This is a genomic window from Halosimplex litoreum (genome assembly GCF_016065055.1).
GTDB lineage: Archaea > Halobacteriota > Halobacteria > Halobacteriales > Haloarculaceae > Halosimplex > Halosimplex litoreum.
This window is the reverse complement of sequence record NZ_CP065856.1, coordinates 2,880,543-2,896,727: the sequence shown is the minus strand read 5'-3', so window position 1 is coordinate 2,896,727 and position 16,185 is coordinate 2,880,543. Positions and strand designations below refer to the sequence as shown.

12 protein-coding genes are annotated in these 16,185 nt (G+C 70.1%); 4 read left to right on the top strand and 8 right to left on the bottom strand.

Annotation, left to right across the window (positions count from 1 at the left end; all coding sequences use genetic code 11):
* Window positions 1-50: 50 nt before the first annotated feature.
* The 3 genes from mutS to I7X12_RS14370 form a co-directional block, all read right to left on the bottom strand.
* A complete protein-coding gene (gene mutS, locus I7X12_RS14380; RefSeq protein ID WP_198060750.1) occupies window positions 51-2,834 on the bottom strand; it encodes a DNA mismatch repair protein MutS in 2,784 nt (927 codons plus the stop codon).
* Between the two features lie 84 nt (window positions 2,835-2,918).
* The gene (locus tag I7X12_RS14375) at window positions 2,919-3,743 is read right to left on the bottom strand and encodes a hypothetical protein (protein WP_198060749.1); all 825 of its coding nucleotides are present in this window, start codon (window positions 3,741-3,743) and stop codon (window positions 2,919-2,921) included.
* Between the two features lie 45 nt (window positions 3,744-3,788).
* The gene (locus I7X12_RS14370; RefSeq protein WP_198060748.1) at window positions 3,789-4,628 is read right to left on the bottom strand and encodes a sugar phosphate isomerase/epimerase family protein; all 840 of its coding nucleotides are present in this window, start codon (window positions 4,626-4,628) and stop codon (window positions 3,789-3,791) included.
* 278 nt (window positions 4,629-4,906) lie between these two features.
* On the opposite strand from I7X12_RS14370, the gene I7X12_RS14365 reads away from it, so the two are divergent.
* Window positions 4,907-5,311: a carboxymuconolactone decarboxylase family protein gene (locus tag I7X12_RS14365; protein ID WP_198060747.1), complete on the top strand. Its 405-nt coding sequence runs from the start codon at window positions 4,907-4,909 to the stop codon at window positions 5,309-5,311.
* Window positions 5,312-5,365: 54 nt separating this feature from the next.
* Here I7X12_RS14365 and I7X12_RS14360 read toward each other — a convergent pair whose 3' ends face one another.
* A complete protein-coding gene (locus I7X12_RS14360) occupies window positions 5,366-6,442 on the bottom strand; it encodes a Gfo/Idh/MocA family protein (RefSeq protein ID WP_198060746.1) in 1,077 nt (358 codons plus the stop codon).
* Window positions 6,443-6,634: 192 nt separating this feature from the next.
* Here I7X12_RS14360 and I7X12_RS14355 point away from each other — a divergent pair, with 192 nt between their 5' ends.
* Together I7X12_RS14355 and I7X12_RS14350 are read left to right on the top strand one after the other, a co-directional pair.
* A complete protein-coding gene (locus I7X12_RS14355) occupies window positions 6,635-8,410 on the top strand; it encodes an ArnT family glycosyltransferase (RefSeq protein WP_198060745.1) in 1,776 nt (591 codons plus the stop codon).
* Window positions 8,411-8,508: 98 nt separating this feature from the next.
* Window positions 8,509-9,612, top strand: coding sequence for an NAD(P)/FAD-dependent oxidoreductase (locus I7X12_RS14350; protein WP_198060744.1), 1,104 nt, complete (start codon window positions 8,509-8,511; stop codon window positions 9,610-9,612).
* 36 nt (window positions 9,613-9,648) lie between these two features.
* Here I7X12_RS14350 and I7X12_RS14345 read toward each other — a convergent pair whose 3' ends face one another.
* The 4 genes from I7X12_RS14345 to I7X12_RS14330 all read right to left on the bottom strand — a co-directional run bounded on the left by I7X12_RS14345 (window position 9,649) and on the right by I7X12_RS14330 (window position 13,735).
* Window positions 9,649-9,849 carry a hypothetical protein gene (locus I7X12_RS14345; RefSeq protein ID WP_198060743.1) on the bottom strand — a complete coding sequence of 67 codons (201 nt, stop codon included), beginning with the start codon at window positions 9,847-9,849 and terminating at the stop codon, window positions 9,649-9,651.
* A gap of 57 nt (window positions 9,850-9,906) precedes the next feature.
* Window positions 9,907-10,716 (bottom strand): trehalose-phosphatase, encoded by an 810-nt coding sequence (otsB, locus tag I7X12_RS14340; RefSeq protein WP_198060742.1) that lies wholly within the window; start codon window positions 10,714-10,716, stop codon window positions 9,907-9,909.
* Complete coding sequence (locus I7X12_RS14335; RefSeq protein WP_198060741.1) at window positions 10,703-12,328, bottom strand: alpha,alpha-trehalose-phosphate synthase (UDP-forming); 1,626 nt, start codon at window positions 12,326-12,328, stop codon at window positions 10,703-10,705. Before I7X12_RS14335 ends, otsB begins: the two co-directional genes overlap by 14 nt.
* Window positions 12,329-12,433: 105 nt before the next feature.
* On the bottom strand, window positions 12,434-13,735 hold the full coding sequence (locus I7X12_RS14330) for a M48 family metallopeptidase (RefSeq protein WP_198060740.1): 1,302 nt from the start codon (window positions 13,733-13,735) through the stop codon (window positions 12,434-12,436).
* A 216-nt stretch (window positions 13,736-13,951) separates the two neighbouring features.
* On the opposite strand from I7X12_RS14330, the gene katG reads away from it, so the two are divergent.
* Window positions 13,952-16,111, top strand: coding sequence for a catalase/peroxidase HPI (katG, locus tag I7X12_RS14325; protein WP_198060739.1), 2,160 nt, complete (start codon window positions 13,952-13,954; stop codon window positions 16,109-16,111).
* Window positions 16,112-16,185 lie beyond the last annotated feature (74 nt).

The window sequence follows — 16,185 nt, the reverse complement described above, 5'->3', positions numbered from 1 at the left end:
TCTCAGTCGCTGGGAACGGGTCGGACGGGCCCCTGTCGCCCGAGACCGCCTCACTCCTCGTCGAGCTCCGCCTGCCAGTCTTGGACCTTCGCCATCAGCTCGACGGGGGGCGTCTCGTTCACGTCGAGGTCGCGCAACTCGTCGAGCACGTCCTCGACCTCGGGATCGAGCGCCGAACCCGCGTCTGTCGCCGTTTCGCTGCCGCCACCCGCCGATTCTCCGACCGCGTGGCTGCCGTCGGTGGCGAGCTGTTCGCCGCCCGACCCGGACCCCGCGTCGGCCGCCGTTTCGTCACCGCCACCCGCCGAGCCGCCGGCAGCGGTCTCGAACTGCCCGCTGGACAGGTCGAAGACGGCCTGGGTGGTGGAGCCCGAATCGCTGCCTCGAACTTCGATGGCCTCCTCCTCGCGGAGCCGGTCGAGCACCTCGCGCGAGCGGTCGACGACGGGGCCCGGAACGCCCGCGAGGTCGGCGACGTGGATCCCGTAGGAACGGTCGGTCGGCCCGTCCTCGACGGTGCGGAGGAAAGTCACGTCGCCGTCGCGCTCGTCGGCGGCGACGTGGACGTTCTGGACGCTCGGCAGCTCCTCGCCCAGCACCGTCAGCTCGTGGTAGTGCGTGGCGAACAGCGTCTTCGCGGCGACGTTGTTGACGATGTACTCGCTCGCCGCCCACGCGATGGAGATCCCGTCGTACGTCGCGGTCCCGCGACCCACCTCGTCCAAAATTACGAGCGACTCCTCGGTCGCCGAGTGGAGGATGTTAGAGAGTTCCTGCATCTCGACCATGAAAGTGGAGCGGCCCTGTGCTAACTCGTCGAGCGCCCCGACGCGGGTGTAGATGCCGTCGACCAACCCCACTCGCGCCGAGCGAGCGGGCACGAAGCTCCCGACCTGCGCGAGCAGGGTGATGAGCGCCGCCTGACGCATGTAGGTCGACTTCCCGCTCATGTTCGGCCCCGTCACGACGAGGAACTGCCGGTCGTCGTCCATGTACAGATCGTTCGGGACGAACTGCGTCGTCTGCTCGACGACGGGGTGGCGGCCCTGGTCGACGGACAGCTCGCGGCCGTCGCTCAGTTCGGGTCGGGACCAGTCGTTGCGCACGGCGTGGACGGCCAGGCTCGCCAGCGCGTCGCACTCGGCCAGCGCCCGCCCGGTCTCCTGCAGGACCTCCGCCTGCGCGGCCACCCGCTCGCGCAGTCGCTCGAAGATCTCCCGCTCCATCTCGTGCCGGCGCTCCTCCAGCCGGAGGATCTCCCGTTCCTTCTCGGCCAGCTCGTCGATCACGTACCGCTCGGAGTTCTTGAGCGTCTTGATCTGCTCGTACTCCGCGGGCACCTGGTCGGTCTCGCTCTTGCCGACCTGGATGTAGTAGCCGTCGGTCTTGTTGCGGTCGACCGAGAGGTGCGTGATCCCGGTCTTGCGCTTCTCCCGCTCGGGTAACTCCTCGATCCAGTCGAGCGCGGCCTCGTGGTCGCCGACGATCTCGTCCAGCTCGGTGTCGAAGCCCTGCCGGATCAGCCCGCCCTGGGTCACGGTTCCGGGCGGATCCTCGACGAGCGCCTCGTCCAGGTCGGCCGCGAGCTCGGCCGCGGCCGCCCGATCCGGCCGCTCCAGCACGTCGCCCAGCGGAGAGCTGGCGAGTCGCTCGGTCTCGGCGACCAGTTCGCCGACCGCGGGCAACAAGGCGAGCGTCTCCTGCACAGCCCGGAGGTCGCGGGCGTCGGCGCTGCCCGAGGCGGCCTTCGAGGCCAGCCGTTCCAGATCGTAGGCGTCGCCCAGCGTCTCGCGCAGTTGGTCGCGGGCCATCGCCGACTCGGCCAGCGCCGCGACCGCTGATTGGCGCCGGTCGAGTTCCTCGCGCGACCGACGCGGGCGCTGGAGCCACTCCCGCAGCAGTCGCCCGCCCGCGCTCGTGACGGTGTGGTCGACCGTGTCGAACAGCGACCCCGACCGCTCGCCCTGCATCGTCTCCGTGAGTTCGAGGTTGCGCTGGGTCGTCGCGTCGAGGTCGACGTACGCCGACTCGTCGAACGACTGCAGCCGCGTCATCGACGCCAGCACGCCGGCGCCCGTCTCGTCGACGTAGGCGATGACGGCCCCCGCGGCTCGAACCGCAGCCTCAGCATCGGCGATGCCGACGCTCTCCAGCGTCTCCGCTCCGAACTGCTCGCGCACGCGGTGGCGGGCGCGACCCGGCGCGAACGCTTCCGTCGTGTGCAGCGACAGCGACGCGTCCGTCCGTTCGCGCACCTCGTCGAGGAAGTCGTCGTCCGAGCGGATCTCCGGTCCCGGAAGGACCTCCGCGGGGTCGAACTTGTACAGCTCCGTCAGCGCCGCGCTCGTCGCGTCGGCGCCCGACTGCTCGGTGACGAGGAACTGCCCCGTCGTCACGTCCGCGACGGCGATGCCGTAGGTCGCCTCGCCGCTCCCGCTCGACCCGCCGTCGCCGCCGCCGTCGCGGACCACGGCGGCGAGATACCGCGCGTCGTCGTCGCTCGTTTCGAGATGGGTCCCCGGCGTCACGATCCGCGTGATCTCGCGGGCGTGGCCGTCCTCGGTCTCGTACTGGTCGGCGACGGCCACGCGGTAGCCCCGTTCGACCAGCGCGGAGAGATACGGCGTCAGGTCGTCCAGCGGCACGCCCGCCATGGGATACGACGAGCCGTGCGAGCCCTTCTGCGAAACTTTGAGGTCCAGCTCGTCGGCGACGAGCTCGGCGTCCTCGGCGAAGAACTCGTAGAAGTCGCCGCACTGCATCGCGAGAATGTCGGCGTCGGTCTCCTCCTTGAGCGAGAGGAACTCCCCGACGATACCCGTCGCCTCTGTCATACAGGGAGGTGTGTCCGAACCCGGGTAAAAGGCTACGGGTCCGGAGCGGAAGTGAACGTCGCCGCGCTCCGGGATGACGCGAGGTCACCGGCCGACGAGGACCGGTCGCGACCCGCCGACGCGAGCGACGAACATGCGCACCGCGAGTTCGAGGAGTCCGACCGCGAGCGCCAGCGCGAGGACGACGACGCCGAAGTCCGCGAGGTAGTCGGGCGTCGCCGTCCAGACGGCGGTCCCGCGCCCGTCACCGAGGAAGGCGACTGCAAAGACCCCGCCGACCAGCGTCGCCGGCGCGACCGCTCGCTTCCGCGTCGCGAACAGGACGGCGACTACGGCCGCGAGGAGGAACAGGCCGCGGGTCGCGACGAAGACGTGGTAGGTCCCGCGGAGCCAGACCGACCCGTAGGTGGTCGTCACCGGAGTCCACGAGCCGAAGACCGCGAGCGTCAGCACGGCACCGACGGCCGCGCCCGCGAGCGCGTCACGGCTCGACAGCAGCGACCGCACCGCTGCGGGCCACCAGAGTACCGACTCCGAACCGAGCGCCAGGACGAAGACGCCGAACGCGATCGCGCCGGCCGCCGACAGCGCGGTCGCCGACCGGGCACGGTTCAGCCCGACTCCCCAGGTCAGCAGCCACGGCACGACCGCGAACGCGACGGCGCCGACCCACGCCGACGCGGGCGCTCGCCGGCGTGCGAACGTGATACCCGCGCCGATCCCCCCGAAGTACAGGACGAACGTGGCCGCGTCTCCCGGGCCCGGACGTTCGAGGGAAAACCCGAGCACGACCGCGTAGGCGACGGCCGCCGCGACTGCGAGCAGGGCACCGAAAAGCGGCCGGTCCGACGCGTCGACGGCCGCGAGCGGATGGCCGATCGTCTCCGAGCGTGTGCGATCGCTCGCCATGCGTTCGGGCCCGTCGCGCGGACGGAAATAGGTGAGGTCCTCCCGTTACTCGTACGCCACGCCAGCCTCGTCCAGCTCCCCTTTCAGCGCCTCCGCCGCGGCCTCGAACCCCTCGGGACCGCTGTAGCCGTAGTCCGAGCCCGCGAACGCCAGATGGGGTTCCAGTGAGAGCGCGCCCTCGAACCCGCGCTCGCGCAACGCGGCCACCGTCTCGCCGATGCGCCCGTCGCCCTCGCCGGCGGGTCGGATCGCCCCGCGGTCGCCGAACTCGGCGTCCTTGACGTGGACCTGCTCGACGTACTCGACGACCTGCAGCAGCGCGTCGGGGTAGGGCCGGACGCCGATTTCGAGGTAGTTCGCGGGGTCGAAGACCGCACGCAGATGGGGCGAGTCGACCGTCGTCAGCAGGTCCCGCATCCGCCCCGGCGTGTCGCCGTAAATGTCCTTCTCGTTCTCCAGCAGAAGCGTCACGCCGGCGTCCTCGGCCTTCTCGACGGCGACCTCGGTCCGGCGCAGGACCTCCCGGCGGTGGTCGGCCGGGTCGTCGCCGTCGGGGAGGTAGTAGGAGAACACGCGCACGCCGTCGGCGTCGAAGCGCTCGGCGAGTTCGAGCGCTCGATCGAGTCGTTCCATATGCGGTTCGAAGTCCTCGTCGATCCCGATCTTGCCGATCGGCGAACCGATGGAAGTGACCGAGAACCCCCGATCGTCCAGCGTCGCTTCGAGGTCGTCGAGTCGCTCTTCGGAGAGGTCCAGCGCGTTTTCGTTCCAGACGCCCCGCAGGTCGAGATGCGAGATGTCGAGCGATTCGAGCGTGTCTAGCTGGTCGCCCAGGTCGTCGGCGATCTCGTCGGCGAATCCGCTGATCGGCAGGGCGTCGGACATGGCTCGCCGGTCGGCGCCTGGGGTGGTGTGTCTTGTGCCCGCGGAGAGGGGTGCCAGTAGCGGGCGGCGATCGGTCGCGTGCGGCCGCCGCCCGGTCGCCCCCACGTGGCGAGTAATCGAGCCGCATTCGGCGGCGTCCGGCCACCCTTCGGCCCGAAGTGGCACTCACTCCCGAACTACACTCATGAGGATCCGTGATAGATATTCGGTCGGGTTCACCCGGGCGCCGCTCGGTAGGGGGAGACCGCCGCGAGGGCGCTCGCGAGCCCGTGAGCACAATGGTAACAGACCAGGCGAAAGCGGAGATAGAGGAGTATATGGGACAGGTTCCGAGCTGGCTCGACCACCTCTCGGAGCCCGCGGCGGACCACAGCTGGGGCGTCGTACGGGACCTCGAACTCGGCGAGACGGCGCTGCCGAACCGGGAGAAAGCGCTGGTCGCCGTCGGCGCGGCGGCGGCGATGAACTGCCCGTACTGCATCCACTTCCACGAGGAAGAGGCGCGACTGGAAGGAGTCGACGAGGAGGGACTCGGGGAAGCCGTCAACGTCGCCGCCAACGTGCGGTACTTCTCGACGGTCCTCCACGGCTCGGAAGTCGACATGGCGGATTTCGAGGCCGAGACCGGCGAGATCGTCGACTACATCGAACAGCAACAGGCCGCGGCCGCCGGCGACGACTGACCGAGCGGCGTTTCGTATTTTTTCGGAGAGGAGCGGAAAGGATCGGTCGAGCCGTCACTCGACCCGAACCGGCTCGCCCCGCTCGGCCGACTCGTAGATCGCCTCGATTATCTCGACGGCCTTGCGCGCCTCGCTCGCGTCGAGCATGTACGGCTCGTCCGCCCTGCGGGCGTCGAGGAAGTCGTCGATGTTGTGCCGGTGGTTGGCGTAGTCGATGCTCATCGGGTCGGCCGCGCCGCCGCCCGACTCCGTCTCGCCGAACTCCGCGCGCACTGTTTCGTCCTCGTCGCGCTCGTCGCGGAACCGCCAGGTGACGAGTTCGTCCTCCTCGATCTCGGCGGTGCCACCCCGACCGGCGACCTGGAGTCGCTTCAGCGATCCCGGATACATCGAGGTCGCACCGAGAACCTGCCCGAGCGTGCCGTCCCGATACCGGAGGACGGCCACCGCCGAGTCCTCGACCTCCACGATGTCGTCGTCGTGGGCGCGCCGAGCGGTGTAGGCGAACACCTCTTCGATGGGGTTTCCATCGGACTCCCCGCCGGCACCGGCCGCGCTGGCGATCCACTGGATCGCGTCGATCCCGTGGATGGACTGGTTCATCAGCGCGCCGCCGCCGTCCAGGGCCTCTGTGCCCTGCCAGGCGCCGTCGTAGTAGTCGTCGTCGCGCCACCACGGGACGTAGGCGTTGGCGACCGAGAGGTCGCCGAACCGTCCGTCGCTCGCGGCCTCGCGCAACTGGCGGACGACTGGATTGTACCGCTGGTTGAAGATACCTCCGAGCCGGATCCCCGCCTCGTCGGCGGCGGCGACCATCTCGTCGATGCGGTCGGTCGTGATCTCCAGGGGCTTCTCGCAGAGCACGTCGACCCCGTGGTCGGCCGCAACGAGCGCGGGTTGGAGGTGGGCGCCGCTGGGCGTACAGACCGAGAGCACGTCGACGGTCTCGGCGTCGAGCATCGTCTCGGTGTCGCCGTACCAGGTGCAGTCGTATTCCGCGGCGAACTCGCGGCCCCGCTCCGCCGTTCGGCAGGAGCCGGCGACCAGTTCGGCGCCGTCGATGTCGGCGATCGACTCGGCGTGCATCGCCGCGACGGCGCCGATCCCGGCGATCGCGATACGAGCTGTCATGTCCCGCGAGTTCGCGACGCCCCGGCAAAAAAACCACCCAAGCGGGCGAACCGTTCCCCGAGCCGGCCATCGTACGCACCCACCGTTCCCGCGCTGGGGTGACTCGGTCGCGCCGCTCGAGGGTAGCCGCCGCCTACCGGACTGAAGGCGGGTCGTTTTTACCTCCTCCGCCGGTCGAATCGGGACGAACAGATGGCCCTCCTCGATCCGCTCGCTCGGGCGAGACGCCAGGTCGGCGACGACCTGCGCGCCGACCCGTACCTCCCCTACATCCTGCTCGCCGCCCTCTTGCTGTCGTCTTTTTGGGTCTGGCACCGGCTGCCGAACTTCGCGACGCGGGACGAGCGCTGGCGCGTGGTCGACCCCGTCGAGGTGCTTGCGGCCGTCCTCGACGACCCGCGGCTCGGCTCGGTCTCCGAGGGCGTCGGCTACTGGCGGACCTACGGTTCGGCGATGTACCTCGCCGCTCTCGCGCTGATCCCGGTGCTGGTCGTCGCCCTCGCGACGGACGCCCTGCCGGCGTTCTCGGACATGGGCCGCCACCTCGACGTGGGCTTTTGGACCCACTGGCTCCGGACGCCCGAGTGGATCTGGACCTGGAGCGTCCTGTTCGTCCGACTGGCCAACGTCGCGATGGCCGTCGGCTGCGTCTACGTCGTCTACCGCATCGGAACGACCCTGCGGGACCGGGCGACCGGTCGGCTGGCCGCGGCCCTGCTGACGGTGACTTGGGCCCTCCTCATCCTCGCCCACGAGGGCGGCGAGGACGTGCCCTCCCTCTTTTTCCTCCTGCTGTCGCTGTACTTCGCGGTCCGCTACGTCGAGACCGGCGCCGACCGCCTGTTCTACTGGGGCGCCCTGTTCGGCGGCGTCTCCATCGCGTTCAAGCTCTCGGGCGGCGTGAGCGCGGTGATGCTCGGCGTCGCGCACCTCCAGCGCGCTCGCCGTTCGGAGGCGGGATTCGTGAGTGGCGCCCTCCGACCGAAGTTCCTCGCGACCGGCGTCCTGATCGGGGCGGCGACGATCGTCGCGGGCTATCCGAGTATCCTCTTCGGCGCTCCATCGGAGTTCGTCGGTCGGCTCGCCCGCGCGTTCGGGTCGAAGTCCCAGCCCCACGGCTGGCTCGTCCAGCCGAGCTGGTGGTGGATCCTCCGGAGCTACCTCCACGGCGTCGGCCTCCCGCTGGCCGTGGGCCTCGCCGGCGGCGCGCTCGCGGCGCTGGCGCGGATCCGCGAGGACTCGCTGCCCGCCGACGGACTGCGGCTGGCGCTGGTCGGCGTCGGCGTCTACCTCGCGGTGTTCTCCTCGTGGCGCTACGTCCGCACCCACCACCTCCTGCCGGTCGCCGCCCTGCTGGTCGTCGTCCTCGCGGTCGGGCTCGCCCGCCTGCGCGAGCGCCGACCCGCTGTCGGGCGGGCGGTCGTCGCCGTCCTGCTCGTCACCAGCGCGGTCTACGCGGGCGCCGGCACGCTCGCCTACGCTTCTCAACCCCGCGACCAGGCGGTCGACTACTTGCGGACGAACGCGGGCGCCGACGACACGATCGAGACCTATACCTACGACCCCCAAGACGCAGCCGTGCCCCACACCGACCGCGTCGACACCCGCTTCGGCGTCGCTCCCGACAGCTTCGAGTTGCGCTGTCCGGAGTACGTCGTCCTCAACTACCACAAGTCGATCCTCTATCTCGCCCCCGACAGCTGGGGCAAGCGGGCCGAGACCCTCTCGAACGACGCGGTCGAGGCGCACGTTCGGACTCTCCTCGCCGAGGACACCTACCCCTACCAAATAGCCGGCGAGTACGGTCGAACGCCGCGATTCCTCGACGGGAAGGGCCGCGCGCCGATGTACCAGCGACTCCTCAGGGTGAGCGTCCGCCCACGCACGATGCAGTACGGCGACCCCCAGGACATGGGCGTCGACCAGTACACCGTCGTCCTCCGCCGGACCGGTTCCTGCGAGACGTGACGGGAGTCACCCGTCGGGACCGGTTCCTCGCCGCCGCGGGTGTGCGCGATCACCGGAATAACGAGGTTTAAACGGGCTCGCTCGCTAGCGTCGGGTACATGAGCGACAGCGAGTACGACGTGGTCGTGGTCGGCGGCGGGCCGGCGGGGCTGACGGCCGCGCTCTACACGACGCGGCTGGGCCTGGACACCGCGCTGGTCGACCGCGGCGGCGGCCGCGCCGCGATGATGCAGGACACCCACAACGTCATCGGCGTCACCGAGGAGACCAGCGGCGTCGAGTTCCTCGAAACCGCGAAATCACAGGTCGAATCCTACGGCGCGGACGTACATCGGGACTTCGTCGAGGCCGCCGAGCGCGTCGAGGAGAGCGCGGGCGGCGACGCGGCCGACGGCGACGGCCGTCGCTTCCGACTCGACGGCGAGGATACCGAGTACGCTGCCGATAACGTGGTCCTGGCGACGGGCTTCTCGGACGTGCGGCCGGACCCGCCGCTGCCGCCGACGGGCCGCGGCCTGCACTACTGCCTGCACTGCGACGCCTACATGTTCGTCGACGAGCCCGTTTACGTGATGGGCACCGGCGACTCGGCCGCCTACGTCGCGATGATCATGCTGAACTTCACCGACGACGTGGACGTGCTCCTGCGTGGCGACGACCCCGAGTGGAGCGCGGATACCGCCGAGATGCTCGACAATCACCCCGTCGACGTGGTCGAGGCGGAGATCACCGCCTCCAATCGCGACGACGGCGGCTGGCTCGAATCCTTCGAGTTCGAGGACGGCGAGGTCCGGGAGTACCGCGGCGGCTTCCCGATGCTCGGCTCGGAGTACAACACCGACCTCCACGAGTCGCTGGGCTGTGCGATCGACGACGACGGCACCGTCGCCGTCGACGACCACGGCCGCACCAGCGTCGACGGCGTCTACGCCGTCGGCGACGTGACCCCCGGCCACAACCAGATCCCAGTCGCGATGGGCCAGGGCGCCAAAGCCGGTATCGCCATCCACATGGACACCCGGCCGTTCCCCCGGTCGACCGATGCCATCGACGAACTCGGGCCGGTTTCGTCGGGCGACGTGCCAGCTATCTCGGAGGAACTGCTCGCCACCGCGATCGCCCACGAAGGCCACGCCGCCGGCCCGCGCGTCGAGGCCGGCGAGGAGAGCGACGGCAGCGGACAGCCCGCGGACGACGACTGAGGACACTCCGGACGGTTTCTGCGGCTTCGCGAGCGGTCAGTCGATCCCGTAGACGTGGTCGACGCCGACGTAGACGAACCACACCATCCAGACGGTAAAGATCACCAGCCACGCCCCGTACTGGACGTAGGGGTGGGGGACGAGCACGTAGGCGACGACGAGGAGAGAGACGGCGCTGACGGCCGCGGCGACGTTGTACCGCGTCGGCGCGAACACGTCCGCCAGGAGGTCCCGCATCGAGCGTGACGTTCGGGTGCGCGCTACATCACTGTTGGTGCGAGCGAGCGGCCGTGTTCACTCGCACTGGGCGTCGACGACCAGCTCCAGGAGCTCCACCACGTCGCGCTGGCGTTCGATCCGGTAGTTCGCGGCGGTCTCGCGCTCGCCGACGAGGACGCCGAGCCCCCCGTCGTGCTCCCGTAGCGCTTCGAACGCGTCCTCGTCGGTCACGTCGTCGCCGACGTAGAGGGGGAGCCAGCCGTCGGGCGCCTCCTCGGCCAGCTGTGCGACGGCGCGGCCCTTGTCCCACTCGACGTCTGGCCGGATCTCGCGGATGGCCTTGCCGTCGCGGATTTCGAGGGCCGCGTCGCCGGTAGTCATCACCTCCTCGACGGTCTCCCCGACGACGCGCCCGACCTCGGGGACGCGCTCGTCGGGCACGTTGCGGACGTGGACCGTCGCGGTCAGGCCCTTGTCCTCGATCGCGACTCCGGGAACGTGCGCGAGGCGGTCGCCCAGACGGTCGCAGACCCGCGAGACGGCGTCGGCGCTCAGTCGGGCGTCGGGCGCGACCGACCGCCCGCCGTCGATCCGGCGCTCGATCCCGTGGTTGCCGGCGTAGGCGATCCCGCCGACGCCGACCCGCTCTCGGAGGTCCGCGAGTTCGCGGCCGCTGACGACGGCGCCGCGGACGGACTCGCAGTCGCGGAGGGCGACGAGGCGCTCGCGCACCCCGGGCGGCATGGCGGCGGCGTCGGGGTCGTCGACGATGGGGGCGAGCGTCCCGTCGAAGTCGAGACAGCAGACGACGCCGGGGGCTGCCGCGAGGCGGTCGGCGACGGTCTCGCGGGCGAGCCACAGCGGCGTGGCGTCAGTGGTCTGCACGGGTCGGGACCCCCCCGTCGGCGCTGGCGACGCGGGCGACCGCGCCGAGGACGTCCCCGAGCCACGAGTCGAGGTCGTCGTCCTCGATACTGTCCGTGAGGGCGTTCGCGCGCCGGCGACGCTCGCGTTCGGGCATCGACAGCGCGTCGTCGAGCGCGGCCGCGAACCCCTCGGTGTCGTGCGGGCGAACGGAGACGGCCCACTCGCCCAGCGTATCGTGGGCGCCGGCCTGGTCGCTCAGGACGAGCACCCCGGGGTCGTCGCCCCCCGCGGCGACGTACTCCTGGGCGACGAGGTTCATCCCGTCGCGGACCGGGCTGACAACCGCCAAGTCGGCCTCGCGGTACAGCCCCGCGAGCCCCTCGTCGGAGACGTAGTCCGTCGTGTAGACGACGGGGCGCCAGTCGTCGGTCGCGAAGCGGTCGTCGACCCGGTCGACGGCCGCTTCGACGCGGTCCTGGTAGTCGGCGTAGGCGGGGATGGCCGAGCGGCTCTCGGTGCCGACCTGGACGAACGTGACCTCGCCGCGGTGTTCGGGGTACTCGGCGAACAGCCGCTCGAAGGCGTCGAGTCGCTGGACGACGCCCTTGGTGTAATCGAGGCGGTCGACGCCGACGGCCAGACGTGTGTCGCGGTCGATGCCGCGGTTCTTCCGGAACGCCGCGCGGAAGCCGGTGGCTTCCATGCTCTCGGCCTGTTCGCGGATGCGGTCGACCGGGACGCCCATCGGCGCGGCCCTGACCGTCGTCGTCCGGTCGCGGTAGTCGACGGTGCCGGCGTCGAAGTCGACGGCGGTCCCGTCGAGCCCGCGGTCGGCGCTCCGCAGGAAGCTCTCGCAATACCGGGGAACGTGGAAGACGAGCAGGTCGTTGCCCAGCAGGCCGTCGAGGAGCGCCCCACGATTCGGACACGCCCGGAACGTGTCCCAACTGGGCCACGGGATGTGCCAGGTGTGGGCCAGGGTGGGGTCGGCGCCCGCGGTGCGGTCGGTCGCGCCGTCGCCGCGCCCACCGATGTCGCTCCCGAGACGGTCGCGGAGCCGTCGGGGCGCGAGCGCGAGATGGTAGTCGTGGAGCCAGACGAGCGGGTCGCCGTCGGCGTCGGTCGCGGCGGCGGCGGCCATCGCATCGGCGAACTGACCGTTCACCCGGCGATAGTCCGTCCAGGCGTCGCCGCAGCTCTCGACGGTACCCAGCGCGGCGTGACACAGCGGCCACAGCACCTGGTTGGCCACCTCGTAGTAGTAGCCCTGGACCTCGTCCTCGTCGAGCCACAGCCGACGGAGCGTGTAGGTTCCGTTCGCGTCCCCGGAATCGGTGTCGCCCTCGCTGCCCTCGGGCGGGACCGACACGGTGTCGTCGCCGTCGACGACCGCGGCGTCGGCCTCGCCGTCCCCCCAGGCGATCCAGGTGCCGTCGACGCGGCGCATGACCTCGTCGAGGCCGGCGGTCAACCCCCCGGCCGGCCGGTCGACCGTCACCTCGCCGTCGTCGCCGTAGTCGTGTCTGTACGGTTGCCGGTTCGAAGCGACGACGAGGCCGTCGCCCGCCGCCGACAGGAGTCGATCGAAGTCGGCCTCGACCCGGTCCGCACGCAAGTGTGTGTTCGGCATGTCGAGCTACCCGTCTTTTCCCCGCCAGGGGGGTATGGCCGCGGCTTGCACCTGCGGGTGCGCGACGCCTCGCCCCCGGCCGCGCGATCCGGCGGTAGGTCTCCGTTAATCCGCGTTCGCGGCGGGGGTGTCGTCGGTGCCGTCGCCGGCCGACTCCGACTGTCGGCGGATCGCTCGCACCCGCTCGGGGATCGGTGGGTGGGTGTAGTGGAACGTCTCGTACAGCGGATGCGGGAATGGGTTCGAGAGGTTCTCGCTGGCCAGTCGAGTGAGCGCGCCGACCATCGGCTCGCCGTCGCCCATCACCTCGACCGCGAAGGCGTCGGCTTCGCGCTCGTGGGCCAGCGAGAGCCGATTCTCCAGCGGGCTCGTGAGCCGCGAGAGCGGCTGGAGCACCAGCGCGGCCAGCAGGAGGCCGGCGTAGACGGGCTTGCCGGCCCCCGTCGCGAGCCCGAACATGTCGTAGAGCCACGGCCCGGTCACGAGCTGATAGGCGACGAACAGCAGCACGCCCATCTGGAGCGCCGAGGCGCCGACACGCTTCCAGATGTGGGCCTTCTTCCAGTGGGCGAGTTCGTGGGCCAACACCCCCTGGAGCTCCTCGGTCTCCATCTGCTCGACGAGCGTGTCGAACAGCACGACGCGCTTGGTCGCGCCGAAGCCGACGAAGTAGGCGTTGGAGTGGCCGCTGCGGCGGCTGGCGTCCATCACGTAGATCTGCGAGCACTCGAAGCCGGCGCGGTCGAACACGTCGGTGACGGCGTCGTGCAACGCGCCGTCCTCGACGGGCTCGAAGTCGTTGAACAGCGGCGCGATCACGCGGGGGTAGATCACCATCATCGAGAGCGAGAGGGCGACGAACAGCGCCCAGGCGCCCAGCCACCACAGGCCCGGGAACGACTGGACGACCCACATGACCGCCGCGGCGATCGCGGCGGTGAAGCCGAGCGCGACCGCCAGCCCGACAACCTTGTCCCGGAGCCACAGCCCCGGTGACCCCTCGTTGAACCCGAAGATTTCCTCGACGACGAACGTGTCGAAGAAGTCGAAGGGGAGCGCGGAGACCTGGAGGGCGACGACGACACCGAGGAAGAAGACGACGCCCGAGGGCACAGTACCGAAGCCGAGCGACTCGACGGCGGCGACGGCGTCGGCCAGCAGGCCGGCGTAGAGGACGACCAACACCAGCGCGAGGCCGACCCACGCCTCCAGCTGTGAGGCGCCCGTCGTCGCGCGCTGGTAGCCCAGCAGTTCGTCGGTGTCGTCGACGTCGAGTCGGTCGTCGAACCACTCGGCCTCCCGCTCGACGGCTCGGGCGCCGTAGCGGACGTTCAGCGCAGCGAGCCAGGTGAAAAACGCCTCCGTCCCGACCAGCAGGGCCAGGAAGGCGACGTGGACTGCGAGCATGTGTCCCGGTATGGAACCGGCCCATTAAATCCCCTCGCTGCCGACTGCACTGGCTCCGCGGGGTGGCGCGGCGCCGTCGCAGTCTGGTCGCGATATCCGGCCGTTCGGCTGGGCGAACGAGTCGTTCGCGTCGGGTATCGATCCGAGGGACAGGAGCGGGTTGTTCCTATCCAAAGGAAGCCTTATCCGACAACAACACGGCTAGAACAACGACTAATGAGCAACAAGGATCCGAACCCACAGACACGGAAGCGAAACCGTGACTGGTGGCCGAACACGCTCGATCTGAGCATCCTCGACCAGAACGCCCGCGAGAGCGGGCCCTACGGGGACGACTTCGACTACGCCGAGGCGTTCGAGGAACTCGACCTCGACGAAGTGAAGTCGGACATCGAGGAGGTCATCACGACCTCCCAGGACTGGTGGCCGGCCGACTACGGTCACTACGGACCCTTCATGATCCGGATGGCGTGGCACAGCGCCGGCACGTATCGCGCGTACGACGGCCGCGGCGGCGCGGCCGGCGGCCAACAGCGGTTCGCCCCGCTCAACAGCTGGCCGGACAACGCGAACCTCGACAAGGCGCGGCGACTGCTCCAGCCGGTCAAACAGAAGTACGGTCGCAACCTCTCGTGGGCCGACCTGATCGTCCTGGCGGGCAACGTCGCCGTCGAGTCGATGGGGTTCAAGACGTTCGGCTTCGCCGGCGGCCGCGAGGACGACTTCGAACCCGACGAATCGGTCGACTGGGGGCCCGAACAGGAGATGGAGGGCCAGGAGCGCTTCGACGAGCCCGGCGAGATCCAGGAGGGTCTCGGCGCCTCCGTCATGGGGCTCATCTACGTGAACCCCGAAGGGCCGGACGGCCAGCCCGACCCCGAGGCGTCGGCGAAGAACATCCGCCAGACGTTCTCCCGGATGGCGATGGACGACCGGCAGACGGCGGCGCTGATCGCCGGCGGTCACACCTTCGGGAAGGTCCACGGCGCAGACGACCCCGAGGACAACCACGGTCCCGAGCCCGAGGCGGCGCCCATCGAGAACATGGGCCTGGGCTGGCAGACCGACGGCACGAAAGGTGGCGAGATGATCACCAGCGGGATCGAGGGCCCGTGGACCTCGGACCCGACCTGGTGGGACATGGGCTACGTCGACAACCTGCTCGACTACGAGTGGGAACCCGAGAGAGGTCCCGGCGGCGCCTGGCAGTGGACGCCCAAGGAAGGCGAGGACGTCGAGTCGGCCCCCGACGCCGCCGACCCCGACGAGGAGGTCACGCCCATGATGCTCACGACCGACATCGCGCTCAAGCGCGACCCCGACTACCGCGAGATCATGGAGGACTTCCAGGAGAGCCCGATGGAGTTCGGCATGGCCTTCGCGAAGGCGTGGTACAAGCTCACTCACCGCGACATGGGCCCGCCCGAGCGATTCCTCGGCCCCGAGGTCCCCGACGAGACGATGGTCTGGCAGGACCCGCTGCCCGACCGCGACTACGACCTGGTCGACGACGAGCAGGTCGCCGACCTCAAAGACGAGCTCCTCGACAGCGACCTCTCGCGGTCGCAGCTGGTCAAGACCGCCTGGGCCTCGGCGTCGACCTATCGCGACAGCGACAAGCGCGGCGGTGCCAACGGCGCCCGCGTCCGCCTCGAACCCCAGCGTAGCTGGGAGGCCAACGAGCCCGACCAGCTGGAGGCGACACTCGAGACCTACGAGTCGATCCAGGCCGAGTTCAACGACCGGGACGACGACACCCGCGTCTCGCTGGCGGACCTGATCGTGCTGGGCGGCAACGCGGCCGTCGAGGCGGCCGCCGCCGACGCCGGCTACGACGTCGCGGTGCCGTTCGAACCCGGCCGCGTGGACGCGACGGCCGACCAGACCGACGTCGACTCCTTCGAGGCGCTCGAGCCCAAAGCCGACGGGTTCCGCAACTACATGGCTGACGGCGTCGACCGCCCGGCCGAGGAGCTGCTCGTCGACGAGGCCGACCTGCTGGACCTGACCGTCGAGGAGATGACGGCGCTGGTCGGCGGGATGCGCGCGCTGGGTGCGACCTACGACGACTCGAACCTGGGCGTGTTCACCGACGAGCCCGGCACGCTGACCAACGACTTCTTCGTGAACCTGCTCGACATGGGCACCGAGTGGGAGCCCGCCGACGGCCTCGACCAGGTCTACGAGGGCCGCGACCGCGACACCGGCGAACTCGAGTGGGAGGGGACCCGCTTCGACCTCGTCTTCGGGTCGAACTCGCGGCTGCGCGCCGTCTCAGAGGTGTACGGCTCCGAGGACGGCGAAGCGGAGCTCGTCTCCGACTTCGTCGACGCGTGGACCACGGTCATGCGCGCCGACCGCTTCGACCTGGAGTGACCGCGACCCGACTCGGCTGACCACGGCCGATATCTCTCCCCGATTTTCGACGCCCTCGACCTATCCGATGTGGT

What these genes read in the sequence shown, in the direction of transcription:
- mutS (WP_198060750.1), bottom strand. Translation starts at nt 2,834, where the DNA reads ATGACAGAGGCGACGGGTATCGTCGGGGAGTTCCTCTCGCTCAAGGAG.
- I7X12_RS14375 (WP_198060749.1), bottom strand. Translation starts at nt 3,743, where the DNA reads ATGGCGAGCGATCGCACACGCTCGGAGACGATCGGCCATCCGCTCGCG.
- I7X12_RS14370 (WP_198060748.1), bottom strand. Translation starts at nt 4,628, where the DNA reads ATGTCCGACGCCCTGCCGATCAGCGGATTCGCCGACGAGATCGCCGAC.
- I7X12_RS14365 (WP_198060747.1), top strand. Translation starts at nt 4,907, where the DNA reads ATGGTAACAGACCAGGCGAAAGCGGAGATAGAGGAGTATATGGGACAG.
- I7X12_RS14360 (WP_198060746.1), bottom strand. Translation starts at nt 6,442, where the DNA reads ATGACAGCTCGTATCGCGATCGCCGGGATCGGCGCCGTCGCGGCGATG.
- I7X12_RS14355 (WP_198060745.1), top strand. Translation starts at nt 6,635, where the DNA reads ATGGCCCTCCTCGATCCGCTCGCTCGGGCGAGACGCCAGGTCGGCGAC.
- I7X12_RS14350 (WP_198060744.1), top strand. Translation starts at nt 8,509, where the DNA reads ATGAGCGACAGCGAGTACGACGTGGTCGTGGTCGGCGGCGGGCCGGCG.
- I7X12_RS14345 (WP_198060743.1), bottom strand. Translation starts at nt 9,849, where the DNA reads ATGCGGGACCTCCTGGCGGACGTGTTCGCGCCGACGCGGTACAACGTC.
- I7X12_RS14335 (WP_198060741.1), bottom strand. Translation starts at nt 12,328, where the DNA reads ATGCCGAACACACACTTGCGTGCGGACCGGGTCGAGGCCGACTTCGAT.
- I7X12_RS14330 (WP_198060740.1), bottom strand. Translation starts at nt 13,735, where the DNA reads ATGCTCGCAGTCCACGTCGCCTTCCTGGCCCTGCTGGTCGGGACGGAG.
- katG (WP_198060739.1), top strand. Translation starts at nt 13,952, where the DNA reads ATGAGCAACAAGGATCCGAACCCACAGACACGGAAGCGAAACCGTGAC.